Source organism: Paenibacillus sp. FSL H8-0034 (assembly GCF_038000305.1).
Taxonomy (GTDB): domain Bacteria; phylum Bacillota; class Bacilli; order Paenibacillales; family NBRC-103111; genus Paenibacillus_S.
The window spans coordinates 6,217,508-6,243,975 of sequence record NZ_JBBOBS010000001.1 but is presented as its reverse complement, the minus strand read 5'-3'; the positions used below and the strand labels follow the sequence as shown (position 1 = coordinate 6,243,975).

Genomic DNA, 26,468 nt, shown 5'->3' with positions numbered 1-26,468 from the left:
CTGTGCCTGCTTACATGGGCTCTGCTTCCAAACAGCAAGAGGTGCTGCAAGTGAATGCGACCTGGTGGAAAAATCTCAAACGGGATATACCCGGTTATCTGTTTATCGCTCCTTCATTAATTTGTTTTCTGGTATTCCTGGCCTATCCGGCCGTAGAAGCGGTGCGGATCAGCTTTTATCAATTAAATATGAAACAAAGCCGATTTATCGGATTGGATAACTTTAGAAAGCTGTTTTATGATGAGACGTTTCTTACTGCTTTTGGCAACACCTTCAAGTATGTCATTTACATTGTCCCGATTTGTGTGGCCTTTTCGATCCTGATCGCCGTACTCATCCAGCATAAAAGCGAAAAAACGGCTGCATTTTATCGGGGTGTATTTTATATCCCGGTTGTGGCCTCGGTCGTTTCCGTATCGCTGGTCTGGGGAGCCGCATTCGAGCCGGTTATCGGGATTCTCAATTATTTTCTGTCGTTATTGAACATAGCGCCAGTCACCTGGCTTGCCGATCCGAATACCGCATTTTTCAGTCTCGTATTCGTCATTATTTCCTGGAGCGTCGGCCAGCCGATCATTTTGTATTCAGCTGCGCTGGGCGGCATATCGAACGATTATTATGAAGCAGCTTCGCTTGATGGGGCAGGCAGATTTCGCAAGTTTGTCAGTATTACCTGGCCGCTCGTGAAGCCGACGACGCTGTATATTCTTGTGGTTACGACGATTCATGCCTTCCAGACCTTTGCGGTGATCAACCTGCTGACCAAAGGCGGGCCTTACGGCACAACGACGACGATTATTTATGAGCTGTATCAGAATGCTTTTGTTTATACTGACTTTGGCTATGCTTCGGCTATGGGCACCGTGCTGTTCGTCGTCATTGGCATCATTTCCTACTTTCAGTTCCGGTTTACGACAGCCAAGATCGAGTATTAAAGGGATGTGAGTTATTGTGAATACAAAAAAAACCAGTGCAGGTGATTTGTCCCTGAGCATTGCCGGACATGCCTTTTTGATCCTGTGCGCTATTGTATGGCTATTTCCTTTCTACTGGGGAATTACCGGCTCCTTCAAAAACGAGCAGGCATGGTTCGAAATGCCTCCGCAGCTGTTTCCGCATGACTTTTCCTTCAACAATTATGTGGAGCTGTTTCGGAAAACAAAAACGGTCCAGTGGTTCTGGAACAGTCTGTATGTATCGGTTTGTACGATGCTGCTCGTGTGCACGCTCAGCTGTATGGCTGGTTATGCTTTTGCCAAGCTTCAATTTCGCGGCCGTGATGCGATTTTTTATTTTATGATTTCCATGATGATGCTGCCCAAATATGTATTGTTGGTTCCTTTATTCCGCATGATCAAGGACTTTGGCTGGTTCGATACGTATACGGGATTAATTATTCCCGAGCTTGCCGTGCCTTTTGGGATATTTCTAATCCGTCAGTTTATGGTAGCGATACCGGGCGAGCTGATGGAGTCCGCCAAGCTCGACGGCTGCAATGAATTTTCAACATTTTGGCGGATCGTGATTCCGCTGTCCGCTCCGGCTATTGCGGCGCTGGCGATTTTCGAATTCGTCAAGTCGTGGAACGATTATGTATGGCAGCTGATCATTGTGAGCTCGGACAAAATGAAAACACTGCCGCTTGGCGTGGCCGGGCTGCAGCAGGAAAATATGATTCAATACGGTCAGCTGCTGGCCGGGGCTACGCTGTCGGCACTGCCGATGATTATTGTTTTTGTTGCTTTTCAGAAGTTTTTTACTCGGGGGATTACGGTTGGAGCTGTTAAGGGCTAGGAGTGCTTAAATCAGAGCAGCCCTGATTAGATTCATTGTGCAGGTTATTTCGGGAAATGAAGTGCACTCCGTCGGACAGACTCCTCGGAGTATAGGCGGGCCCTGTCAAGGGCCTTTGGCTACTGATGGAGCCAAAGGCAACACCCAAGACAAAGAACGACAGAAGAGAAGAAGAGATAAAATTAAGGAGAATATACATGACGACAAGCAAAGAGCAACTGCAAGACCCAAACAAAGAGCAGAACGCATATGACATCGTAGTATACGGCTCGACCCCATGCGGGATATCAGCGGCATTGGCGGCGGCCAGATACGGCAGGAAGGTGGCATTAATCGCCAATGGCTCGCACATCGGAGGCATGATGGCGAGCGGGCTGAGTATTACCGATTTGCGGTTTCCACATGCGTTCGGCGGTATTTTTAAGGAGCTGTCGGGCCGGGTGCTTGCCTATTACACAGAACACTATGGCAAGGATTCGCAGCAGGTGAAGGACAGCAACGACGGGATCTGGTTCGAGCCGCACGTGGCGGAAATGATTTTTGAGCAAATGCTTGCCGAGCAGTCTGCGATCACGATTGTGCGCAACATGAGATTGGCCGGAGTCAACAAGGAAGCGGGCGAGCTTAAAAGCATTGAGGTCTTGGATCGGGCCACGGGAGCGAGCACGATCTATCATGCCGGCATATTCATCGACGGCAGCTACGAAGGCGACATGGCAGCGGCAGCCGGAGCGCGCTATCGTGTGGGACGCGAGGGCAGAGAAGAGCATTATGAGCCGTATGCCGGGTTTATTTTTCTGAAAAACCCTGGATTGCAGGTGCTGGAAGGCAGCACGGGGGAAGGTGATAAGCTGATCCAGGCTTATAATTACCGTTTATGTCTGACGAACCGGGACGATATTCGTGTGCTCCCGCAGAAGCCGGAATCCTATAACCGTGACGAGTATGTGCCTTTAATCGCATTGTACCGGGAAGGGAAGTTGAAGGGCCTGAATGACGTTATCCGGCTCGCGCCGATTCCGAATGGCAAATTCAACGGCAATAACCGTCCGATTGCAGTCAGTCTTGATCTGCCCGTTGAAAACACACAGTATCCCGAAGCTGACGAGGAAGGGCGTCAAGCAATTATCAAGCGGTACCGCTCCTATATGACGGGACTGCTCTGGTTCCTGCAAAATGATCCCGATATTTCGCAGGCGCTGCGTGAGGAAGTATTGACATGGGGATTTTGCAGCGATGAATTCGCCGACAACGGCCATGTTCCTTATGAGTTCTATGTGCGCGAAGCGAGAAGAATTTACGGGAAGAAAACCTTTACTTCACTGGATGCCTTTTTGGCACCAGGCAGCGAGCGGACTCCTGTTCACGAAGATTCCGTCGCCGTCGGGGACTATCATGTCGATTCCCATATTGTGCAAAGGCCGCAGCCAGGCTGGCCGCAGATGGAAGGCCATGTGTATTTGCGGCCGATTTCCAAACCCGCACAAATTCCATACGGTGTGATCGTGCCTGAAGAGATTGGCAGTCTGCTTGTACCCGGAGCGCTTTCAGCGACACATCTCGGTTTCAGCGTCCTGCGGATGGAGCCGCCCTGGATGGCGCTTGGACAATCCGCGGGGACGGCAGCCCATCTCGCACTCCTGCACGGCAGCCAGCCAGCGGACGTATCCGTGAAACAGCTGCAAAAGCTTTTGCTGGAGCAGGGGCAGGTTATTTCCTTCTTTCACGATACGGCAGAGCCTGATCCGATATGGTGGATTTTGAACAGACCGGGAGAGCGGACAAAGCTGGACCCTAATCACGAGGACGGCCCGGCTATCAGCCGTGACAACGGTATACAGTATTTTGCCACCAAAGGCTTTTTCACGACCTATTATGCGCGTCCTTATGATCCGGTTACACGGTCGGAGGCGGTTCGCTGGCTGAGTGCCTTTATGGAGCTGGAGGGTGTCGATTGGCAGCAGGCCCGCGTTGATGAAGCACCTCGTTTTTCGGATATCGGCGCCTCCCATCCTGATTTTGTTTGGGTTCAACAGCTGGGTGCAGCGGGAATTATCGGGACGTGGCAGCAATCGGACGGTTTTTATCCGGGAGCGGCGCTTTCCAGACAGGATGCTTTTAACTGGGCAGTCAGAGCCAATGCATACCTGGAAAGCCTGAAATCTGGGAATAACCCAAGCCGTACTGTCGGAGATCATTCCATTCGCCATACTGGCAGCAGCCACAGCCATGACGAGGTCAGGTTCCGCAATGAATTCCTGCACACTGGTTCTGATACCGTGGAATGGCAGCAGCTTATAGAGCATGAGCACCTTCCGGCGAGCTGGAAGCAGGACCTGGGGGCAAAAGCTTTATTTTATACGACAAGAGAAGAGTTTTGCGAGCTGTTATACAACATTCATATGCATGCCAGCGTTACAGGCAGCCAAAGACAGGAGCTAACGCAATGTTAAAACAATACGGGTACGACGTAGTGGTAGTTGGCGGAGGGGCGACAGGCATTGTGGCAGCGATGGCAAGCGCCAGAGCGGGCGCACGAACGGCGATTGTCGAATACAACGGATTTGTCGGCGGAAATGTGATCCCGGGTTTACCGCTGCTCGGTTATCATAACAACAAGGGCGAGCTGATTGTTAAGGGAATTGCCTATGAAATCGCACGCAAGCTGCAGGAAATGGGGGCTGCCACAGAATTTTATATGGACCCGATTACGAGCGATGTGCTCGGCGTTGATCCACATTGGTTCAAATATCTGGTTACCAAAATGCTGAAGGATGACGGTGTGGATTTCTTCCTGCACAGTATGCTGACTGACACGGTTGTCGAGGACGGCGTGGTGAAGGGGATCATCATTCAGAATAAGGAAGGCCAGCAGCTGCTGTCGGCCAAGGTTGTGATCGATTGCAGCGGTGATGGTGACGCAGCCGTACGCGGTGGCGCAGATTATGTGTACGGACGTCCAGTGGATAATAAAACACAGGTGTCCTCGCTCGTATTCCGTGTCAGAAATATCGAGTTCAAACCGCTCGTTCAGTTTTTCAAAGAAAATCCGACCCAGATCCGTCCGTGGGACATGAGCGATGAGGTTGTAGCGAATTTGCTTGAGCAGATGGATGACGCGGAGGTTTTTGTGCTGGGCGGCTTCCAGAAATACATTGAACGCGCCATCGAGGAAGGTGTGGAATACCCGAGAGCCAACCTGGTAGGGGTATGTATTCCCAAATTCGGTCAGATGATCGTAGTATCCAGCCGTGTGGAAAATGTGAATCCTAATAACAACCGCAGCTATTCCAACGGCGAGGTTGCAGGGCTGCTGCAAATGAAGGAGATTTTTGATTTTCTGAAAAATTACGCACCGGGCTTTGAGCATGTCGAGCTGCTGGATACCGCCCATCAGATCGGTATTCGTGAAAGCCGCCACATTGTCGGCGATTATTTACTGACAGGTGAGGATCTGGTCAGCGGAAAAATGTTCGACGACGTCGTATGTCTTGGTGGCTATCATATGGATATTCATATTCCCGGCGCGTCGAAGACAATCGACTCGACTCAGGTGGAAACGTACGAAATTCCGTTCTCCTGCCTGCTGCCCAAGGGACTTGAGGGCATGATCGTAGCTGGCAGACCGATTTCGGCGACGCATGAGGCGATGGCCTCAACCCGCGTCATCCCGATTCAGATGGGACAGGCGGAAGCGGCTGGTCTGGCGGCTGCGATGTGCGTGGAGCAGAACAAAGCAGTTCGCGAGCTCGACATTGTCGAGCTGCAGTGCAGACTGGTCGCACAGGGTGCCGAGCTGGGGCAGGGTATTGGAAGAAGAAAGTTTCAGAGAGAAGGATGATAGATGCTTCCCAATCGGATCAGACAAAAATTAAACAATAACGAAATCGTCTTTGGCGCAGCTCTCCAGCTTGACTCACCTTGGCTGGTGGAGATGTGCGGCATGGCTGGCTTTGATTATGTAATGCTTGACGGCGAGCATGGCTTTGCTTCGTATAATATGCCCAATCTGATACTGGCGGCCAATGCTGCAGGGATATCGCCAATCGTTCGTGTTCCCAACCATGACCGGGGGTTTATTCTTCCGGCGATGGATGCTGGGGCAGGAGGCATCCATATCCCTATGGTTAACGACCCTGAGCAGGCAAGGGCACTGGTAAAGGAAGTTAAATACGAGCCGATCGGCAATCGCGGATTTTCGATGGCAACACGCGCTTCGGGCTACGGCTCTTTGAGCAGGGAAGCGCATGTCGAAGCAGCGAACCGCGATATGCTGCTTATGCTGACACTTGAAACAGTGGAAGCTATCAGACATGCGGGAGAAATCGCCGATATCCCGGGCGTGGATATGATCTTCATTGGCCGGGACGACCTTGCGGAATCATTCGGTGTGAAGGACCGCAACGCGCCTGAGGTGCGGGAAGCCATCCGACAGGTGCTTGAACAGGTTGGCGGCAAAGTGCCTGTAGGCACAACGGCATTTTCCACGGAGGATGTGCGTCTATGGACCGGCTTGGGTGTTCGGTTCTTATTAACCGGTACGACAAGGACGATCCGGATCGCTTTGGAAAATGTGTATGGTGAGCTAAGAAAAGGTCTGTCGTCGAGTAGTCGGTTGGAAGGGGTTTAGCCGTCCCTAAAAAAACGTTCGATCCCTGTAATTTGGAGGGGATCGAACGTTTTTTCTTTCTACCCTTCAACAGAGAGGTGTAGTGTCCAGCATAAGGGTGTTTATCCGGTAGTGTTCTGTAGATAGCGAAGCGGTGCCTTTGTTCACGATTGAACAACAGCAATCGTAGGAACACTACGGCCGCACAGCGGAACTGTTTCACCTCACCTCTCCCGCATCCAACTACTCATATACTCATTAGGCGTCATGGACGTTCTCGTTTTAAACACCCTGTCAAAATAAGTAATGTTATTGTAGCCGACCATAAATGCAATTTCGTTGATTTTATACTGCCCCTGCTCCAGCAGCCGTTTGGACAGCTCAATTCGAATATCATTCAGGAAATTGACGAAGTTTTCGTCCAGAGTTTTTTTGAACAGGCTGCTGATGTAGCTGGGAGTGACATGAAAGGCGTCGGCCAAATCGCTCAGCTTCAGGCTTTTCATATAATTTTTACCGATATACAGCATCATTTCGATAATAACAGGGTTGGTAACCTGTTTCCTGCTTATAATCTGTCTAATCAAATCGACTCCAATGGTAGCGGTTATGACCGGCTCGGCTTGCTTCAGCGCACCTAATCTTAGAAACAAATCCAGCAGCACCTCTTCGTCCAACGGCTTCAACAGGAAATCGCTGACTCCGTATCTTACCGCTTTTTGGGCAAATTCAAATTCTGAATGTGCGGTAATGATCACGGATTTGGTTTTGGGTGATATTTTCCTCTCATGAAGCTCCTGTACCAGCTGAAGGCCGTCCATAACAGGCATTCGAATATCGATAAAGGCATAATCCGGCTGCAGCAGCTCGATTTTGTTGAGACCATCCTGCCCGTTCCTCGCCTCAGCTACTACCGTAATATCCATATCCAGCTGCTCCAGCAAATAAATCATCCCTTTACGGATTACATCCTCATCATCAATCAGTACGATTCTCATGTGCGGCCTCCTCATCAAGCTCAATTCTGATTTGTATCGCGGTTCGCTTCCCTGGGGTGCTGCTTAAACAAACCGTACATTGATCCCCATAATAAAGAAATAAACGGGAGAGCGCATTATACATCCCGATCTTATGCTGATTGATTTCCTGAACATTGTGGATGGTTATAAGCTGATCCAGCTTTTCGGCAAACCCTCTGCCATTGTCGACGATTTCAAAATACAGCAGCCTTTTGTTTTCCAAATATCCATTAATGTGGAGAATTCCACCGGTTTCGGTATCCTGAAAACCATGAATAATCGCATTTTCGATAAACGGCTGCAGAATCAGGCGGTAAATACTCAAGTGATAAATGGTTACATCGATTTGGAAAAACACTTCAAAACGATCCTTGAAACGCAGCTGCTGCAAATAGATGTATCGTTCCAGCCATTGAACCTCTTCTTTAATCGTGACCTGGTTGCTCGTATTGGATATGGTATAGCGCAGATTGGTTGATAAAGCATACAGCATTTTGCCTACTTCCTTATTGCCTTGCTGTAAGGCCGTGAACCGGATCGTATCCAAGGTGTTGTACAGAAAATGCGGATTAATTTGCGCCTCCAGCATTTTTTTCTCGCTTTCCACCATATCAATTTTATTTTTGTAATCTTTTTCAAAAAGCTCCTGCAGTCGGCTCATCATCTTATTGAAGCTGAGGCCCAGACGGCCAATTTCATCAGTGGTCGTAACTGTTGTTCTCGTATCAAAGGGTTCCTTCACGCTGCGATCCATGACTTGGTTCAGCTGCTCCAAAGGGACCATTTTGCGATTGAAGTAATAAATCGAGAGGATAATCAGCAGCAGCATCAAGATGAAAATCGATAAATTTATGATCAGCATGTAATTCATATTTTCAGAGATCAGGTAGGAAATCGGAATCATATGAATTAATTTTAAGGAAAAACGATCCAGTGTCTCGTAAACGATCAGATAGTCTTTATTCTCCAGCTTTAATTTCACAGAACCGGTAGATTGACTGTTAACCGCTTGCAGGATATCTGTGGGCAAGGTTTTATTTTGCGCTGTCTGAAGGTCCGAATTGTAAATCATATTTCCCTGTAAATCACTGATCACAAAGACGCTGTTATTGTCAAAAGAGGACTTGCCGATGACATCCTTCATGACATTAAAGTTAAAATCCATCAAAACGACACCTATCGGATCGGTGGACAGCTTGATCAATCGTGACATGGAGAACAGCGGATCAGTCGCCTTTTGAATGGGCAGTGTCGTTCGTATGATATTGATTTTGCCGCTAGTGGCCAGCGTTTCCTTGAACCAGGCTTCATGAACCGGATTGTAATTGGTTTGGGGCATATAATCAATCCACACCCCGTTGAGGTATACGTAAATCAGATTGCCCTTCAGATCGTAATAATAATAGTTAAATACGTCAGGCCGCGAGTGCGACATATTGTGGAACAGCTTCTCAAATAAAGGTGTAACAACACTGCGGATCTGGGTGTTCGTTGTTAAATCGGGACTTCCGAGCAGGGAGGCCAGCTCCGGCTCATAATAAAGCGACAGGGTCAAATTTTCCATTTGCTTCAGATGTACATCAACAAGCTCCTTGGAATACTGCAAAATTTTCTCTGAATGTTTGATGGACGATTCCATGGACGAATTCCACCAGTATGTCGAAGTCAGTGCATATGAAATGATGAAGGGGACTGCGGTAAGCGTCAAATAGCTTAATGCAATTTTCCAGATTAATTTATCCTTCCAACGATTCGATATGTTCATAGCTCACCCCAATCTGAATCACTTGATTGTCAGCCGTTTCAGCTGTATATGCCGTCGCAATTCTCCTTTAATTATACCTCTTTTTACGCAGTGTTGTGATAGTTTCCAGCGTTGCTTTTTTGTATTTTCACTATACAACGGTCTCCAGCAGCTTCCATTTCGGTATTGCGGCAATTCGTTTGTGTGTGATACAATGATTTCAACTTGGTCAAATGCTATATTTTGGACATTTGCTCAAAATATGAATCGTGTTGGGAAGTGGTTGTACACCCATACATCGCAATTGAACTTTGGGATTCATTTCATTCGTCAAAAAAACTGGGAAGTAACAAGCTCTCCGGGGTTACATGTTTCAAGAGGAGTGTGATCATGAGAGCCGTACATTTTGGTGCAGGCAATATTGGCAGAGGGTTTATCGGACTGCTGCTTTCCCGTTCAGGTTATACGATTTGTTTTGTGGATGTGAATGAAAAGGTAGTATCACTGCTTCGTCAAAGAGGGAGCTATACGGTTTCATTGGCAACCGAGTCTCACGATAGCGTGGAGGTCAATGGAGTATCAGCGATTAACGGTAATGAGGTTGCACAGGTTATCCAGCAAATCGCCAGCGCCGATCTGATAACTACAGCAGTAGGGGTGAATTTGCTTGGATCGATTGCCGATGTCATTGCGCGAGGCATAGAACAGAGGATGAAGAACAGCGCGTCCGGTCCACTTCAGGTCATAGCCTGTGAGAATGCTATTCGTGCAAGCTCCTTGTTGAAGAAGCAGGTGTACGAACGGTTAAGCCGGGAAGCATGCAGCAAGGCGGATGAAGCTGTATTTTTTACTAATACGGCTGTGGATCGGATCGTGCCCATTCAAAGTCATGATGATCCGTTGGAGGTAACCGTCGAACCCTTTTATGAATGGCTGATCGATCGTAAAGGCATGCCGCCGGGAGCTGCCCAGATACAGGGGGCGGGTTATGTTGATCAGTTGGAGAGCTACATCGAGCGCAAGCTTTTTACCGTCAATACCGGACATTGCTGTGCCGCTTATTTGGGTTATCTGAACGGTTATGCAACGATCCATGAAACGATGGCTGATCCGGCTATCTCTATTCAGGTCAGGCAGGTACTGGAGGAAACGGGCTCCTTGCTTGTTAAGAAGCATGGTCTGAATCTGCAAGAGCATACACAATATATCCAAAAAATTATGAGCCGTTTTGGCAATGCTTATTTATCTGATGGGGTTGTCCGTGTGGGTCGCTCACCGATCCGTAAGCTTTCCCCGAATGACCGATTGGTGCGTCCTGCGCTTCAAGCCTTTCATTTGGGAATAGAGCCTTATCATTTATCAAGGGTAATAGCGACGGCACTGCTGTTTGATTACAGTTTGGACGAGGAATCTGTAGAAATTCAAGCGAAAATCAAGGCTGTGGGGATTCATCAGGCTGCTGCTCATTTTACCGGAATACCGATTGGACATCCTGTTCACGACCTGATTATACATCACTATGAAACATTGACACAGCCGATATAAAATGCGAAATCATATACCTTCTATGTGGTTAACACAATATTGTAATCGTTGTGCTGACATGATAAAATGATCGTATATTTGAGCATTTGTGCAAACATGGACGTATGATTAGGTTGATTTGGAGATCATGGATATTCGAAAGGCATTCTGGGACTGGGAGGCGGTACAATCGGACAACAATTATCTTATAGTTGGATGTTTTGTTGAAGGATTGAGCCGATTTGAAGCATATGAGCGGAAATAGTAAAAATGAGCATTTGTCTAAAGAGAGCTTTCTGGAGAGGGTAGCGCGAATGTACTACGTCCTTGGCATGAGCCAGCAGGAGATCTCTGTGCAGCTTAATATTGGAAGATCTTCGGTTTCCAGATTTTTAAATGAGGCAAGGGAAAGAGGAATCGTACAAATCCAAATACGTTCCGACCTGGACAGCTGTCGGCATGAGCCCTTGGAACGCAAACTTACCAAGCTGTATGGCTTGAAGGACTGCGTAGTGTTTCGGGGTGATCAAAGTGCGAACCCTTTTGAGGCAATGGCGACTCAATATTTGGATTCCGTGCTGCCCTCACACGGGGCCATTGGGCTTGGGTGGGGGAAGACGCTGAACGCAATCGGCACCCAGCTGCATCTGTGCGATTCGCGTCCGGGACTGAAGGTTTATCAGCTGATAGGCGGTTTTGGCGCCAAGGAAGATCAGATTCCTGCCTCCTCGATCATTCAGATGTGGGCTCAAGCGCTTCGGGGCAAAGCTCATTTGTTTCCAGCACCTGCGATTGCCGGCAGCGCTGAAAGCAAGGAAAGCTTTATGCAGGATCCGAGCATACAGGAGATCATGTTGGAAATCCGCAAAATGGAAACGATTGTGTTCAGTATAGGCCATGCTGGTGAGGATTCCACGTTATTGTCGTTAAATCTGGTATCCGGCTTAACCTATGAGGAGTTAAGTGGAGCCTCTGTAGGAGAGATTCTGTTTCATTGTTATGACAAGCAGGGCAAGTTCTCCCTTCCACGCATCAGCGAAAGGGTCGTAGGCACCTCAACGGAAGATTTGATGAATATCGAGCTGCGTATTTGCGTGGCGCAAGGCGCACACAAGGTGCGAGCTATAAGTGGTGCTTTGCAAGGAAAGCTGCTGAATGTGCTGATTACAACGGAAGAAACGGCATTGCAGGTACTTGAGCTCAAATAATCCAATAAATTGATGTTTAAGGAGATATTACTGTGAAAATTAAAGGTGTTGCTCACCGGGGCTATCCGGTCAAGTATCCGGAAAATACACTATCCTCCTTTCAAGCTGCAGTTGATTTGTCTTTTACGCATCTGGAGCTTGATGTTCATTTGAGTAAAGACGGTATTCCGGTCCTTATGCATGATTATTCGATTGAGCGGATGTCGGATGGTAAAGGCTTTATCCGTGATTATACCTTGGATGAGCTTAAGTATTTCCGCATTAAGGAAGTAGAAACGATCCCGACCCTGGAAGAAGCATTGAACCTGCTTAAGGGTAAAATATCGATATTGGTAGAAGTGAAGCAATGTGGCGAATTTTATTCCGGAGTGGAAGAAAAGACACTGGAGATTATACGCAAAACGGACACATTGGACCAATGCAGAATCATTGGTTTCGACCATTTTTCAATTGCCAAGACAAGACAGCTGGATAAAGATATTAGATTGGGCATTATCGCTAGTGGCAGTATGCCTTACGTGTTTCCGTTTATGGAAGAAATCGACTGTGACTTTTTGGGTGTACAGCTTCGCTTCATGACACCGCAATATTCACAAATGATGCAGGAACGGGGCATCATTTCCGGGCCTTGGCCCGTAGATACGTTAGCGGATATGGAGCTTATCGCTGCCAAATACCCAACGGATCTGATCACGACAAATGAACTGGAGCGTTGGGCCGAATTTTATCGCAACCATCCCGAGCTGCATGTAGGCGTATAGCACTATTTCTTCCTACATTTAAACCACGGTCGCTCATCCTTGAATGGCCTCGATAAAGGTTTCTTATTATGTTCATATTAAATAAAAACGGAACAACAAGCGTTTGATGCTTGTTGTTCCGTTTTTATTTAATATTAGCTAAGAATATAGATGTATTTATTGATTTATTCATTATTCATTTATTTTCCTGATATAAGCGCGTCTTTATAATAGATATTGGCGTGTTTTCTTGTATCTGTAGACGATCTATACGCACCAAAACCAAAGGTTAATCGAACGGATGAACCTGTACTTTGGATAGCCATACCTTCCGGTTCTCTGAATAGCAGTGAGTTGCCTGCATTTATCATTGCTCGATCCACTTGTAAACCTGTATTTAAGTTGACTGTCGTAATATAGGTGTTACCGTTAGGATTCGTGTTTGCATTGGATGCGGTACCGTCCAGTAAATATAGGTAACTGCCATAGGATGTAAATCCTTGAAAGACACCTAAACCCGCCGGTTGGTCTACCGTAGCAAGAGGCTTGAAATTGCCTGCTTTCACATCGCTCAGGTTAAACACACTAAAGTGGAATAAGGTTTCATTGAGTCTGTAACGCATTGTCAGCAAGCCGTTGGCCATATCTAGATTGACGGTTGTCCGGTCGGCACCTGCCACTGGCGCATATTTTGTGATTGACGGATCAGTGTTGACCAATACTTGATTATCCACAAACGGGAATCTTGCTAACTTTGTTCCGAAACCATTATTCGGTTCGTGCCTATCTGCAACAGCATCCACTTCTGTCCATAAATAGGCTGTCGTACCGACAGGCTCCACACCAATGGAAACCCCGTGTCCAAAACCTGTTAAATACATTTTCCCCAATATCGTACCGTCTGTGCTGAGCTTAGTGACTGTTAAATCACCTTTGATAGATCTCTCAGCGCTGTTGTAGGTTCGGGTCTCCCCTCCTAATTTTTGCCCTGCATTTGTAATCTGTACCACATATATATGATTATTCGTATTATCAATTGCATAAGCTTGCTGAAGCGTAGGATCTGTCAGCGCTTTACCAGTGATCAGGACTTCATCATTGTCTGATAAATCGAATTTTTTTGAAATTGGAATTTGTGAATTGTCCTTTCCAATTTGTAGCAGAGCAATTACTAGCGCGATAAATGCCAGTGCCAATACAATGGTTATAAATATTTTTTTGGGTGTAATAGAATTTTTCTTTAACACCATTTGTTCCAACGATTTCTCTGATTGTGTGTATTTCATTAATATGCCACCTAACAATTTTTAGTTCCCTTATATGACTTCCGACTGCCAACACTTTATGCGACTGCAAAGCTTGAAAGATGGAACAACAAGCAACGATGGATCGCTTGCTGTTCCTCTTGTTTGATGATAAACCTTAAGTTTTTAGCATTTATGAATAATTCTGGAATTTGAAGAAAAGCTAATTATAAGCCACAGATATTTCCGTCAACACATAGCGTGATTTAGATGCTTTTCTTAGCAAATCAGGTTCCTGTTACAAGAGCATCTTTATAAAAGATGTTGGCGTTCTTTTTTGTATCCGTCGACGATCGATACGAACCAAATCCGAAGCATAATCGAACAGTTGTGCCGACAACCTGAATGGACATGCCCTCCGGTTCTCTGAATAGCAAGGAGCTTCCTGCATTTGTCAATTGACGATCCACTTGTAAACCCGTATTTAAGTTCACCGTAGTAATATAAGTGTTGCCAGTTGGATTCGTAGTTGCGTCATAAGCTGTCCCATCCAGTAAATAAAGATAGCTTCCATAAGAGGCAAACCCCTGAAAAGTGCCTAATCCTGTCGGTTGATCCACGGTTGCGAGCGGTGTAAAGGTACCTCCTTTAAGCTGGGCCAGATTAAACGTACTATAATGGAAGGCACGGCTTCCCACAACACCTGTTCGATAGCGCATCGTCAGCAGACCGTTCGTCATATCGATATTGACGGTTGTCCGGTCCGCTCCCACTACCGGGGCGTACTTGGTAATGGATGAGTCCGTATTGACCAGCACCTGATTATTGACAAAAGGGAATCTGGCTAATTGAGTGCCATAACCATTTCCATCTGATCCATCGTTAACAGCATCGACCTCCGTCCACAAATAGGCGGTTGTACCGACAGGCTCCACACCAATGGAAACCCCGTGTCCAAAACCTATCAAATACATTTTTCCGAGTATGGTACCGGTTGAGCTCAGCTTCGTAACTGTTAAATCTCCTTTGAGCGCCCTCTCTGCGCTGCTGTAGGTCCGGGTTTCCGTCCCTAATTGCTGACCTGCATTTGTAACCTGTACCATATAAATATGATTATTGGTATTATCTATTGCAAAGCCTTGCTGCAGCGTGGGGTCTGTCAGTGCTTTACCTGTAAGCAGGGGCTCCGCCGGATCGGATAAATCGAACATTTTTGATACAAAAGCATCTTTATAAAAGATATTGGAATTCTTGCCTGTATCCGTAGACGATTTGTAGGATGCAAAACCAAAGGATAATCGGACATCTGTACCTGCAGTCTGAATCGACATGCCATGCGGCTCTCTGAATAGAAGTGAGCTGCCTGCATTCGTCAATGACCGATCCACCTGAGCGCCCGAATTAAAATCGACCGTCGTTATATACGTGTTGCCGGTAGGGTTGGTGGACGAATTGTAGGCATTCCCATCCAGTACATATAGATAGCTGCCATAAGATACAAAGCCTTTAAAGGAACCCAAAGTCGACGGTTGATCTACTGTAGCGAGCGGTGTAAAGGTACCCGTCTTGAATTTGGCCAGGTCATAAACGCTGTAATGGAACGAGCGGCTTCCCACAACGCCTGTGCGGTAACGCACGGTCAACAGGCCGTTAGCCATATCTACATTGACTGTCGTCCGATCAGCACCTGCGACTGGCGAGTATTTAGTAATCGATGAATCGGTATGGACCAATACCTGATTATTCACAAATGCGAATCTGGCTAACTGAGTGCCGTAGCTATTCGCATCGGTTGAATCATCCTGGAAAGCATCGACATCGGTCCACAAATAGGTAGTCGTGCCAACTGGCTCCGCACCGATCGAAAGCCCGTGTCCAAACCCCATCAAATACATTTTCCCCAATACGGTTCCGGTCGTACTGAGCTTCGTAACCGTTAAATCCCCATTAAGGGCTCTCTCAGCAGCCGTGTAGGTTCGGGTTTCTGTTCCTAATTGTTGTCCTCCAGCTGTAACCTGCACGACATAGATACAATTATTCGTATTATCGAACGCAAAGGATTGCTGTACCGTGTTGTCCGTCAGTGCCTTGCTTGTAAACAAGGGCTCTGCGGCGTCTGATAAATCGAACTTATTTGGAACTGAAGCTTGTGCAATACCTTCTCCGATTGTTAATAGAGAAATCGACAACATCATTACTGCAAGAAAAATCGAAAGAACCTGCAATAGCCTTTTACCAATAAAACGCTGCTTCCTTGACACCTCGGTTACCATCGATTGTTCTGTTCGTACACATGAATGTTCCATTTTGGCCTCCTGACAAATTTGGTTTTCAACTCCTAACTTGTAAGCATTTTCATTCTACTTCAAACCCCAAAAGATGTCCAATCAAATGTTTGCATGTGGACATATGTCCAAATTTACTAAATATTAATTTATTTCAATTGCTGTGGCATTGCCCTTCATACAAAGATGAAGTAAAATGATTAACAATGGAGTCTGTAAAACGGACATGAAAACTCACAAAATAAAGATTTGTTGATGGGATATCACAATAACAAGTATAGGGTAAGGTGGTAAATGTGGAAAACAATACATCCAAGAGAGTGGAGACCTTAGCGGGTAATGATCGAAAAAAAGAAATTGTGAATCTGCTGGAAGAATTGGGTGTAGTCCGTGTATCTGATATGAGCAAAAGATTCGGTGTTACGGAGGAAACGATTCGCCGTGATCTGGAACGGCTTGAGAATGAAGGATCACTGCTTCGAACACATGGCGGCGCTGTGCTTAACCGTAAAGAAGGCCCAGAGCTCCCTGTACTACAGCGGGAATTGGTGCAAGCGGAAGAAAAAAGATCCATAGGCGAGTACGCGGCATCCTTGGTTAAGGACGGGGAAGTGATAGCCCTTGATGCCAGTACGACCTGCCTGCAAATGGCCAAGTACTTTCCAAACAAAGAGATTACTGTCATCACCTACTCGATTCCCATAGCTTACGAGCTGATCAAAAAAACAAATATCCAAATATTTTTGATTGGTGGTTATCTGGATAGGCATTCGTTAGGCAATACCGGTACTCCAGCCGAAAAAATGCTGGATGGATACCATGTGGACAAGTTCTTTTTCTCTTGTCAGGGCTTTGATTTGCAAAGAGGGATCAGCGAGCCCTATGAAGCACATGTACAATTAAAAAAAAGCATTGCCTCCATTTCGGACCAGCTGATTTTATTAGCAGACAGCAGTAAGTTTCAAAGAAAATCCTTAGTCCGATTAATAGGGCTGGAGGAAGTAAGCACGCTTGTAACCGACAATCATATGCCAGTTGAAGCCCTGCAGGAAATGGATTCAAGTGACATCAATGTCGTAGTAGTCAGCTGAGCAGCGCCTGCTTCATATAATTCTGTATAAAAAAGAAACTAATCTGTGATTGGTTTCTTTTTCAGTAAAAAATATGTTGAAAACAAATAATATATAGTATATAATCTTTCTATTGAGTTGATTTCGAAGAATCATTTGTTGAAATGAAAAATTGTGTGCTTTGAAACAGACAAAATGGGGTGTGAACGATGGCAATGATAGGACCCTCATTAATGTGTGCAGATCTGGGTCGTTTAATAGAATCTGTGCAAATTTTGAATCAGGGAAATGTTGATTTTTTTCATTTTGATATTATGGATGGAAGCTTTGTTCCGAATTTTAGTATGGGACCCGATATGCTGAAAACACTGCGTCCGCATACAAGCAAACCGTTTGATGTGCATCTGATGGTTGAGGAACCGGAACGATTTATAGACATGTTTGCAGATGCGGGGGCCAATATGATCTCCGTCCATGCAGAGTCCAAAATCCATTTGCAAAGAGTACTTCAATCCATTCGGGATCGAAATCTCCAAGCGGGCATAGCCCTTAATCCGTCAACTCCCCTTTGTATTTTGGATTATGTGATGGATACTGTAGATTATGTTTGTTTAATGACCGTTAACCCGGGATTTGCAGGCCAGAAATTTATTCCAAGTACGCTTGAGAAAATAGCCGATTTGAGACAAAAAATTAATGCCTCCAATATGGATATATCGATTCAGGTTGATGGAAATATCAGCTTAGCTGCGATTCCTCAGGTTATGGAAAAGGGGGCTGACATGCTTGTATGCGGAACATCAAGTTTATTCATGCGGGGTGTGAGATTGGAGCAAGCGGTCGCGGATTTGAGGGAGTATTGCCATAAATAGCCGTTCAGATCTATAGGGAAAGGAAGTGTGAGGTGACGATTACTGTAGTGGGAAGCATCAATATGGATATTGTAGCTCTAACCGATCATTATCCTGGTCACGGAGACACGATATTCGGGAATGAAATCCGGTTTTCTCCTGGTGGAAAAGGAGCCAATCAAGCGACAGCCTGCGCCAAATTGGGGAAAGAGGCCGTAATCGTAGGGTGCGTTGGAAGAGACACGTTTGGTGACCGCTTGATTGAAACTATGCACGGAAACCATGTGAATGTAAGCTTTATCAAAAGGTCTGTATCCAAGCGTACCGGGACAGTGCTCGTAACCGTTGATGAGTCCGCAGAGAATACAATGCTAGTTGTAAGAGGCGCCAATGGGGAATTAGATGCTGGAGACGTGGAGAGCTGCAGTGAACTGATTAAAAAGAGCAAGGTGCTGCTTGTACAATTGGAAATTCCTGAAGAAACTGCGATTTCTGCAATGGCTAAAGCCCGCGAGTACGGGGTGACCGTTATTTTGGATCCTGCACCTGCAGAGGGTATTCACTTGAATGTTTTGAAATTTGCCGATATCCTTATTCCAAATCGACAGGAAGCCAAATATATAACGGGTATTGATGTGATAGACATCCAATCCGCACTTGCAGCGGCAAGGTTTTTGGAACAAAGGGCAGGCGTGACAAGCTCCATTATCAAAATGGCTGAGATGGGATCACTTGTATATACAAAAGGGCTGTGGGAGTATGTGGAAGCCATTAAGGTTCATCCCGTTGATACCGTGGCAGCGGGAGATGCGTTTGCAGGTGCGTTGGCTTGTGCGATTGCTGACGGTGAAGCCTTGGGCAGCGCTGCGAGATTTGCAACGATTGTAAGCGCTTTAAAGGTGACAAAATTAGATGCTCAGGACGGTATTCCAACGATGGACGAAGTCAATGAATTTTGCGCTTCAAGAAATCTGCGACATTACCTGAGTCATTCGTAAAAAGGAGTAGGAACATAAATATGAGTGAAGCGATGATGAGAGCCGCAGTTTTGGAAAAACCGTTGTCCATAGCAGTTCAAACCGTACAAAGACCTGTTCCAGGTCCGAATGATGCTTTAATAAAGGTTCATTGTATTGGTGTGTGCGGCTCGGATATTCATTATTATGAGCATGGAAAGATTGGAAGATATATCGTGGACAGCCCGATTATTTTAGGTCATGAGCTTGCAGGTGAAGTTATTCAGGTCGGTGATCAGGTCACGAATGTCGCTGTCGGTGATCGGGTAGCTGTTGAACCAGGCGTTACGTGCGGCCGCTGCAATTTTTGCAAGTCAGGGAGGTACAATCTATGTCCAGAGGTTGTATTTATGGCTACACCTCCTGTAGACGGGGCTTGGTCTGAATACGTTGCCATTCGAAGCGATTTTTTGTTCATGCTGCCAGAGGACATGAGTTATGAAGAAGGAGCTCTTTTGGAACCGCTATCTGTCGGCTTTCATGCGATGAGAAGGGGGAAGGTGGGGCCATCCGATCGTATGCTGATACTTGGCTTGGGTCCAATAGGTTTATTGGCCATTCAAGCAGCGAAACTGTTCGGTGTTACCGAGATCATTGCTTCCGACGTTGTGCCGTTCCGACGCGAAATGGCACTTAAGCTTGGTGCAACAGCTGTAATCAATCCATTGCAGGACAACATCTCTGAGCAGCTTTCCCTACTCACTGGGGGTGATGGCATCGATGTCATCATCGAATCGTCAGGCAACAGCCAAGCGATCTCCGATACGATCGGATTGGTTAATCGCGGGGGACGCATTGTATATATTGGCTTGCCGACAGTGGATCAAATTCCTATGGATATGAACCTGTTAATTGATTCGGAATTAGATGTGTATGGTGTGTTCCGGTATGCCAACACGTACCCGGCAGCTATACAAGCGCTCAAAAATAGTGATATTGACCTGCGTCAGTCCATTACCCACAAGTTTGCTCTTAGTGATATTCAGCAAGCTATCGATGTAGCAAGAATCCACAAGGATACAAGTATCAAGGTTATGATTTATCCAGACAGAGAAGATTTGGAAAAAAGCAATAACGGCTAAAATTTTACAACTATGAGGAGGGGTCAAATTGGCATCTATTGAGTTTGTGAAGGTTACGAAATCATTTGATAAACATGATGTTATTAAAGACTTGGATTTAAAGATTGAAGATGGCAAATTTACGGTTCTGGTCGGTCCGTCAGGCTGTGGCAAGACGACACTTTTGCGTATGATCGCTGGAATCGATCCCCAAACGTCTGGTCAGGTGCTGATTAATGGCAAGGACGTAACGAAGATTCCTCCTGGCCAAAGAGGTGTAGCCATGGTGTTCCAAAACTATGCGATCTACCCTACGATGTCGGTGAGGGAGAACATTGAATTCGGCTTGAAAAATAATAAGGTTCCCAAAGAAGAGCGGACCCGTTTGGTGGAATCGATCAGCGCTACGGTTGGATTGTCCGAATACCTCGATCGTAAACCGTCCACATTGTCCGGCGGTCAACGCCAACGTGTAGCACTGGCCCGCGCTATGGTTAAGCAGCCATCGGTGTTCCTGATGGATGAGCCCTTGTCCAATCTGGACGCCAAACTGAGAGTGCAGATGCGCATTGAGTTGATCGAGCTGCACAAAAAACTGGGTACAACTTTTGTGTATGTTACCCATGACCAAGTAGAAGCCATGTCGATGGCCGATACAATCGTTTTGATGAATAAAGGACTTATTCAACAGGAAGCGCCGCCCGATGTTATGTATCGGAAGCCAAGCAACAAGTTTGCTGCTGAGTTCATTGGAGTTCCACCGATGAATATTGATGATTTGGGTGTTGATGGAATCAAATACGGATTTCGTCCGGAAAGTGCCGTTTTATCCAATGCGCCTACTGGACAGCACTACTCTATCCGTGGCTTCATTGCGACGAGGGAAATGCTTGGATCTGAAACGGTCTATCAAGTGAAACACAATAACAGTTCTTATATGATTAAATGTATCGAGGATAATTTCAGCGTGGATCAAGAAGTATGTCTGGAAGTCGCAGCCAATAAAATATTTTTCTTTGAGGCAAATGGAAATCGCATTGGTGAGGAAGATGGACGCTTCAATAACTACTTAGAAGCTTTGAAAAGAGGTTGAGCGTATGGATAAAAAACCAATATTGAGTCGAATCCGTCCTTATCTCATGGTGTTACCTGCGATGATCGGTATTTTTACCTTTGTCATTTACCCCATGCTGTATTTGGTTTATTTAAGCCTTTTTAAATATAACCTGATGAATAAAGCCAAAAGCACATTCATTGGATTAGACAATTATAAAGAGGTCTTCATGCGTGAAGATTTTTATAAATCACTGGGCAATACGTTTGTTTATACCATTGGTGTTGTTATATTGACGTTAGTTATCTCTCTGCTGTTTGCAATATGGCTTAGCAAACAGAGCAAGTTTAACAGTATTGTACAAGCGGGCTTATTCACACCGCATATCATTTCCATTGTGTCTATTGCTCTTGTGTGGCTCTGGCTGATGGAACCCAATCTCGGTTTTCTGAACTTTGTTTTAAAGGCTTTGGGTTTACCGACATCACAATGGCTGCAGAGCTCGAAGAGTGCCATGATATCCGTCATTATTGTATCTGTATGGCACAGTGTAGGCTATTATACGTTGATCATTGTGGCTGCTCTTCAAAGCATACCGCCAAGCATCTATGAAGCGGCTGCACTGGATAATGCGAAGAAGTTAAAGGTGTTTTTCAAAATCACGTTACCTTTAATTTCACCGCAGCTGTTTTTCATCCTGATCATCATGACGATCGGTTCCTTTAAGGTATTTGATACGGTCAGAATCATGACTGGCGGCGGTCCTAATAACGCAACCAGTACAATTGTTTATTATATTTATAGCTTTAGAACGACGAATATTGGTTTCGCTTCCGCAACGGGAGTTGTGTTGATGGCCATTATTGGAATACTTACCTTTGTCTACTTCCGTTTGCTGTCTAAAAAGGTTCATTATCAATAAGAAACTGTCACTAAGAACATCACCAAGAACTATCAAATAAGACACTATCAATAACAGACCTGGTTTACCCAGAGAAAGGGGGTTTGACGATTCATGACATTTGAACTTAAGCACCTATGGACGACAATAAATACAATACTTAAGCTAGTAGCTCTCGCAATGTTTGTTTTTCCATTCATATGGATGATTTCCACGTCGCTGCAGACCATTCAGGAGACCTTGGCGATACCTCCGACTATGATTCCGGCAATACCTCAATGGAATAATTTTGTGGTTGCCATGAGTTCGGGGCCATTCTTGACTTATGCCCAGAACTCGATTATCGTCACGCTTTCCGTCATTCTTTTGCAGTTTGCTGTAATGATACCGGCTGCCTATGCTTTTGCCAAATATAAATTTGTAGGTAAAGAATTCTTATTCGCAATGGTACTACTGGCATTTATGATTCCAGGTCAAGTAACCTTCATCCCTGTCTATATCATGCTCGCTGATTGGGGATTGATCAAAACCTTATTACCGCAAATTATTCCTTTCATGTCCAACGCATTTGGTATCTTTCTTTTACGTCAATATTTCATGCAGATTCCTGAAGAAATTATTGAATCGGCTAAATTGGACAATGCTACGGAGTTCAAGATTATTTGGAAAATCATGATACCGATGTCCATGCCAGCACTGGCAACGATCGCATTGTTCAGCTTTGTGAGTCATTGGAATGATTATTTCTGGCCGCTTGTTATGACTGATTCGAACCCGGTTCGTCCGTTGACGCTTGGAATCGCTATGCTTAGAGAGACAGAAGGCATTAGTAACTGGCATACGATAATGGCGGGTAACGTTGTCTTGGTACTTCCTATTCTGCTCGTTTACCTGATTTGTTCCAAACAGATTGTCAAGGCATTTGTTTATTCCGGGATTAAATAATCATTTAATTCCTTTGAATAATAATGAATAATATTGAAAGCAAAAAGGGAGGAAGAAAAAAATGAAGAAGAAAAATATGACAATGCTTATGGCATCCACGATGCTGATTGGTGCACTTGCAGGCTGCAGCTCAGCACCTGCAGCAACTGGAACAACCGGAACGACCGGGACTACGGGAACTACTCCGGCACCTGCAGCAGCGCCAGCGGCAAAGGCAGGCAAGACGACGATTCAATATTGGCATTCCATGGGAGGAGCCAACGGTGAATTTACAGATGCGATGATCAAGCGTTTTAATGCCTCCCATCCCAATATTGAGGTTGTTGGAACCTTCCAAGGCGCTTATGATGAAGTGGTTACCAAGCTTCAACAGGCAGCAGCAGCGGGTTCAGCACCGGATGTTACTATGCTGGAGCGTTCTTTCGTACAGTTGTTTGCAGATGCGGACGTGCTGGAAGATCTGACACCGTATATGAAAAAATCCAATTTAAGCACGGATGACTTTGTTGGCGGTTTGATGGGTCACTCTACCTTCAACAAGAAATTAGTTACCCTGCCTTTGAACCGTTCCACTCCGATCATGCACGTAAACAAAACAATGCTGGATGAAATGGGACTGAAGATTCCTACTACTTGGGAGGAATTGAAAACTGTTACCAATGCGCTTGTCATTAAAGATGGCAGCGGCTATAAACGTCAAGGTATATCTATGCCGTTTGATGATTGGTATCTCCAAGCAATGATAACCCAGTCTAAGAGCAGATTCTTTAGTGAAGATGGCACTAAAATGGAATTTATTGATGCCGGAGTAGGAAACAAAGTATTTAGTTACCTGAAAGATCTTCAAAACACAGGAGCATTGTTCTACCCACCGACTCAGGATTCAGGTAATATCGTTAAACAGATGTTCACGGAAGGTAAAATTGGCATTTTGTTTGAATCAACCGGAAGTATCGGCGGATTGCAAAAAAATGTGAAATTTGAATATAAAACCGCATTCCTACCTAAAAATGAAGTGTTCGCCACTCCAACAGGTGGAGCGAACGTTGCGATGTTTGCTTCTTCCAAAAACAAAGAAGCAGCTTGGGAGTTCTTGAACTGGTTGATGACAGATCCTCAAGGTGGACAGCAGTTCGTAATTGACACAGGTTACCTGCCTTTCACGAAGAAAATGGTAGAGTCCAAAGAAATTAAAGAGCTGTTTGCGAAAGAACCGAATCGTCAGGTCGCGTACGATCAGCTTCAATACGGCATTGACACGAATAAGCACTTGGCATGGACGCCAATTATTCAAGAGTTCCGTTCTGCTATGCAAGCGATCATGTATGATAGCAAAGATATTAATGCGACTTTGGCTACATTCAAAACAGCAGCCGAAAAACTTTTGAAGAGTACTAAGTAACCGTTTCAGAACCCACAAGGCCTTTCAGGAAAGCAGACAGACCGAGTTGGAGCTTATCCATTCGGCGTCTGCTTTCTCTTTGCTTAAATAGCTATAGCTAGATCATAAAAGAAAGGAATGCAGCCCACATGCTAGAACGTCTTGTAAATAGTCCTTCCATTAATATTGTCGGACATAGAGGATATAAATCTGCTTACCCGGAAAACACACTGCTTGCGCTTCATAAGTCGTTGGAAATGGGCGTGGACGTGCTTGAATTTGATCTCCGTTTTTCTAAAGATAAAATAATTATGGTTATACATGATGAAACAGTGGACCGTACAACCAACGGATCTGGTAAAGTGAGTGACTATACCATGGCCGAGCTTAAACAATTGGATGCCGGAGGATGGTTAGGTAAACAATTTGAAGGCCTCAAAATACCAACCTTTGAAGAGCTTTGCGAGCTGCTTGCCTTATACCCCGATGTTCTTTTAAATGTAGAAATTAAATCAAGTGTTCATGCCAAAGAGATTGCGGATTTAGCAATCGCTAAGCTTAAGGAGTATGGTTTTCTTTCTCGCTGTATATTCACTTGTTTTGACGCCGAGATCATTACTTATATCTACGATACTTACGAATTGAAAACACAAGGCTTTCCTGAAGAGCTTATGTCAAACTTCGTTACAGGCAAAGACGGTACCTACTCTAAAATGTGGTCGATAGGTATCAGTTTAAAATTGTTAACCCCTGCAATAGTTAAAGAGTTTCAGGAAATGGGTCTTCTTGTCGGGTGCTGGAGTACGGATAATGAGCAACAGGTTTACTATGCACTGGGATGCGGTGTTACTTTGCTAACCTGCAACGATCCACAAGCAGCTATGCATATTCGCCAGCAAATGGGTGGCATTCGGTAGTCAGTCAGAAAGGAAAGATGAAGATGAAAGCTTGGCCTTTGTATGCCATCGGAGACATTCGACTGGAGAACAGAACGAAACCGCATGCGGGTTCAGGGGAGGTTCTTCTGAAGGTGCGTGCGTGCGGCATTTGCGGCTCCGATATTCCCCGAATCTACTCGAAGGGAACTTACTCGTTTCCGACGATACCTGGACATGAATTTTCCGGTGAGATCGTAGAAGTAGGCGAAGGTGGGGATGAGTCGCTAGTCGGCCGCGGTGCCGCGGTGTTTCCATTAATGCCCTGCCGAAGCTGCAGCGCATGCGAAATTGGACAGTTTGCGTTATGCGAGAATTACAATTATATGGGCTCGCGATGCGATGGGGCTTTTGCCGAATATATCACGGTACCCTTATGGAACCTGCTGTTAATGCCCGAAGGTGTGTCCTATGAAGAAGCGGCAATGGTTGAGCCGGCAGCTGTAGCCATGCATGCGCTCCGACAAGCAAGTGTGGACATTGGTGATACGGTACTCATTTATGGAGCGGGCCCGATTGGTATGATGCTCGCCCTGTGGGCTCAGATTTGGGGTGCAGGCCGTATACTGCTCGTCGATATCGATGAAGCGAAGCTGGCATTCGCGCAAAGGTTAGGTATTACGAACACGTGTAATGCTGCCGTGACTGACACAGTAGCCTGGGTACATGAACAAACGGACGGGCGTGGTGCAGACGTAACGATCGAGGGCGCAGGCAGCTCAATTTCCTTTGAGAATGCGATGCATACGACACGTCCCTTCGGCAAAGTTATACTTATGGGCAATCCAGCTGGTGATATGAAGCTGACACAGAAGGGCTACTGGGAGATTCTTCGTAACAATCTTACGCTTATCGGTACCTGGAACTCGTATTATGCGAATTTGCCGGTTAACGAGTGGCAGCTGGTGCTGAACTTTATTGCCTCGGGAAAGCTTCGGCTTGATCCTTTAATAACGCATCGCGTGCCCATAGAAGGAATTGGGGATGCCTTGCAGATGATTCGGGATCGCAGCGAGTTTTCCGTTAAAGTGATGTATATTCACCAATAAGGATTTATTAATACATTCCGGTCATATAAAAGGAAGTG

Annotated in this window: 22 protein-coding genes; 18 read left to right on the top strand and 4 right to left on the bottom strand. The window is 45.7% G+C overall.

Going from position 1 to position 26,468, the window contains the following annotated elements:
* Positions 1-2 precede the first annotated feature (2 nt).
* The 5 genes from NST47_RS28135 to NST47_RS28115 all read left to right on the top strand — a co-directional run bounded on the left by NST47_RS28135 (position 3) and on the right by NST47_RS28115 (position 6,424).
* On the top strand, positions 3-935 hold the full coding sequence (locus NST47_RS28135) for a carbohydrate ABC transporter permease (protein ID WP_341158080.1): 933 nt from the start codon (positions 3-5) through the stop codon (positions 933-935).
* Between the two features lie 16 nt (positions 936-951).
* On the top strand, positions 952-1,794 hold the full coding sequence (locus NST47_RS28130) for a carbohydrate ABC transporter permease (RefSeq protein ID WP_341158079.1): 843 nt from the start codon (positions 952-954) through the stop codon (positions 1,792-1,794).
* 197 nt (positions 1,795-1,991) lie between these two features.
* On the top strand, positions 1,992-4,247 hold the full coding sequence (locus NST47_RS28125) for an FAD-dependent oxidoreductase (protein WP_341158078.1): 2,256 nt from the start codon (positions 1,992-1,994) through the stop codon (positions 4,245-4,247).
* Entirely contained in the window at positions 4,241-5,635 is a 1,395-nt protein-coding gene (locus tag NST47_RS28120) for an FAD-dependent oxidoreductase (protein WP_341158077.1), read from the top strand. The genes NST47_RS28125 and NST47_RS28120 overlap by 7 nt, the downstream gene beginning before the upstream one ends.
* Positions 5,636-5,638: 3 nt before the next feature.
* Positions 5,639-6,424: an HpcH/HpaI aldolase family protein gene (locus tag NST47_RS28115; RefSeq protein ID WP_341158076.1), complete on the top strand. Its 786-nt coding sequence runs from the start codon at positions 5,639-5,641 to the stop codon at positions 6,422-6,424.
* 203 nt (positions 6,425-6,627) lie between these two features.
* Here NST47_RS28115 and NST47_RS28110 read toward each other — a convergent pair whose 3' ends face one another.
* Together NST47_RS28110 and NST47_RS28105 are read right to left on the bottom strand one after the other, a co-directional pair.
* On the bottom strand, positions 6,628-7,401 hold the full coding sequence (locus NST47_RS28110; protein ID WP_341158075.1) for a response regulator transcription factor: 774 nt from the start codon (positions 7,399-7,401) through the stop codon (positions 6,628-6,630).
* A complete protein-coding gene (locus NST47_RS28105) occupies positions 7,382-9,187 on the bottom strand; it encodes a sensor histidine kinase (protein ID WP_341158074.1) in 1,806 nt (601 codons plus the stop codon). Before NST47_RS28105 ends, NST47_RS28110 begins: the two co-directional genes overlap by 20 nt.
* Positions 9,188-9,556: 369 nt before the next feature.
* On the opposite strand from NST47_RS28105, the gene NST47_RS28100 reads away from it, so the two are divergent.
* The 3 genes from NST47_RS28100 (at position 9,557) to NST47_RS28090 (ending at position 12,659) form a co-directional block, all read left to right on the top strand.
* Positions 9,557-10,711, top strand: a complete 1,155-nt coding sequence (locus NST47_RS28100) for a mannitol-1-phosphate 5-dehydrogenase (protein WP_341158073.1) — start codon at positions 9,557-9,559, stop codon at positions 10,709-10,711.
* 230 nt (positions 10,712-10,941) lie between these two features.
* Positions 10,942-11,898, top strand: coding sequence for a sugar-binding transcriptional regulator (locus NST47_RS28095; protein WP_341159773.1), 957 nt, complete (start codon positions 10,942-10,944; stop codon positions 11,896-11,898).
* A gap of 32 nt (positions 11,899-11,930) precedes the next feature.
* Positions 11,931-12,659, top strand: a complete 729-nt coding sequence (locus NST47_RS28090; protein WP_341158072.1) for a glycerophosphodiester phosphodiesterase — start codon at positions 11,931-11,933, stop codon at positions 12,657-12,659.
* A gap of 179 nt (positions 12,660-12,838) precedes the next feature.
* On the opposite strand, the gene NST47_RS28085 is transcribed toward NST47_RS28090, so the two are convergent.
* Both NST47_RS28085 and NST47_RS28080 read right to left on the bottom strand, forming a co-directional pair.
* Complete coding sequence (locus NST47_RS28085) at positions 12,839-13,924, bottom strand: phage baseplate protein (protein ID WP_341158071.1); 1,086 nt, start codon at positions 13,922-13,924, stop codon at positions 12,839-12,841.
* 245 nt (positions 13,925-14,169) lie between these two features.
* Entirely contained in the window at positions 14,170-16,188 is a 2,019-nt protein-coding gene (locus NST47_RS28080) for a phage baseplate protein (RefSeq protein WP_341158070.1), read from the bottom strand.
* 275 nt (positions 16,189-16,463) lie between these two features.
* Between NST47_RS28080 and NST47_RS28075 the strand changes: the two genes are divergently transcribed.
* The 10 genes from NST47_RS28075 (at position 16,464) to NST47_RS28030 (ending at position 26,430) form a co-directional block, all read left to right on the top strand.
* Positions 16,464-17,258, top strand: coding sequence for a DeoR/GlpR family DNA-binding transcription regulator (locus tag NST47_RS28075; protein WP_341158069.1), 795 nt, complete (start codon positions 16,464-16,466; stop codon positions 17,256-17,258).
* Positions 17,259-17,446: 188 nt separating this feature from the next.
* The gene (gene rpe, locus NST47_RS28070; RefSeq protein WP_341158068.1) at positions 17,447-18,109 is read left to right on the top strand and encodes a ribulose-phosphate 3-epimerase; all 663 of its coding nucleotides are present in this window, start codon (positions 17,447-17,449) and stop codon (positions 18,107-18,109) included.
* Between the two features lie 32 nt (positions 18,110-18,141).
* Entirely contained in the window at positions 18,142-19,086 is a 945-nt protein-coding gene (gene rbsK / locus NST47_RS28065) for a ribokinase (RefSeq protein WP_341158067.1), read from the top strand.
* Between the two features lie 20 nt (positions 19,087-19,106).
* A complete protein-coding gene (locus tag NST47_RS28060) occupies positions 19,107-20,186 on the top strand; it encodes an NAD(P)-dependent alcohol dehydrogenase (protein ID WP_341158066.1) in 1,080 nt (359 codons plus the stop codon).
* Positions 20,187-20,214: 28 nt separating this feature from the next.
* A complete protein-coding gene (locus NST47_RS28055) occupies positions 20,215-21,258 on the top strand; it encodes an ABC transporter ATP-binding protein (protein ID WP_341158065.1) in 1,044 nt (347 codons plus the stop codon).
* Positions 21,259-21,262: 4 nt separating this feature from the next.
* Complete coding sequence (locus tag NST47_RS28050) at positions 21,263-22,141, top strand: carbohydrate ABC transporter permease (RefSeq protein ID WP_341158064.1); 879 nt, start codon at positions 21,263-21,265, stop codon at positions 22,139-22,141.
* Between the two features lie 93 nt (positions 22,142-22,234).
* Positions 22,235-23,065: a carbohydrate ABC transporter permease gene (locus NST47_RS28045; protein WP_341158063.1), complete on the top strand. Its 831-nt coding sequence runs from the start codon at positions 22,235-22,237 to the stop codon at positions 23,063-23,065.
* Positions 23,066-23,126: 61 nt separating this feature from the next.
* Entirely contained in the window at positions 23,127-24,467 is a 1,341-nt protein-coding gene (locus NST47_RS28040) for an ABC transporter substrate-binding protein (RefSeq protein WP_341158062.1), read from the top strand.
* 128 nt (positions 24,468-24,595) lie between these two features.
* Positions 24,596-25,363 (top strand): glycerophosphodiester phosphodiesterase family protein, encoded by a 768-nt coding sequence (locus NST47_RS28035; protein ID WP_341158061.1) that lies wholly within the window; start codon positions 24,596-24,598, stop codon positions 25,361-25,363.
* A 17-nt stretch (positions 25,364-25,380) separates the two neighbouring features.
* Complete coding sequence (locus NST47_RS28030) at positions 25,381-26,430, top strand: galactitol-1-phosphate 5-dehydrogenase (RefSeq protein WP_341158060.1); 1,050 nt, start codon at positions 25,381-25,383, stop codon at positions 26,428-26,430.
* The last annotated feature ends 38 nt before the right edge of the window (positions 26,431-26,468 follow it).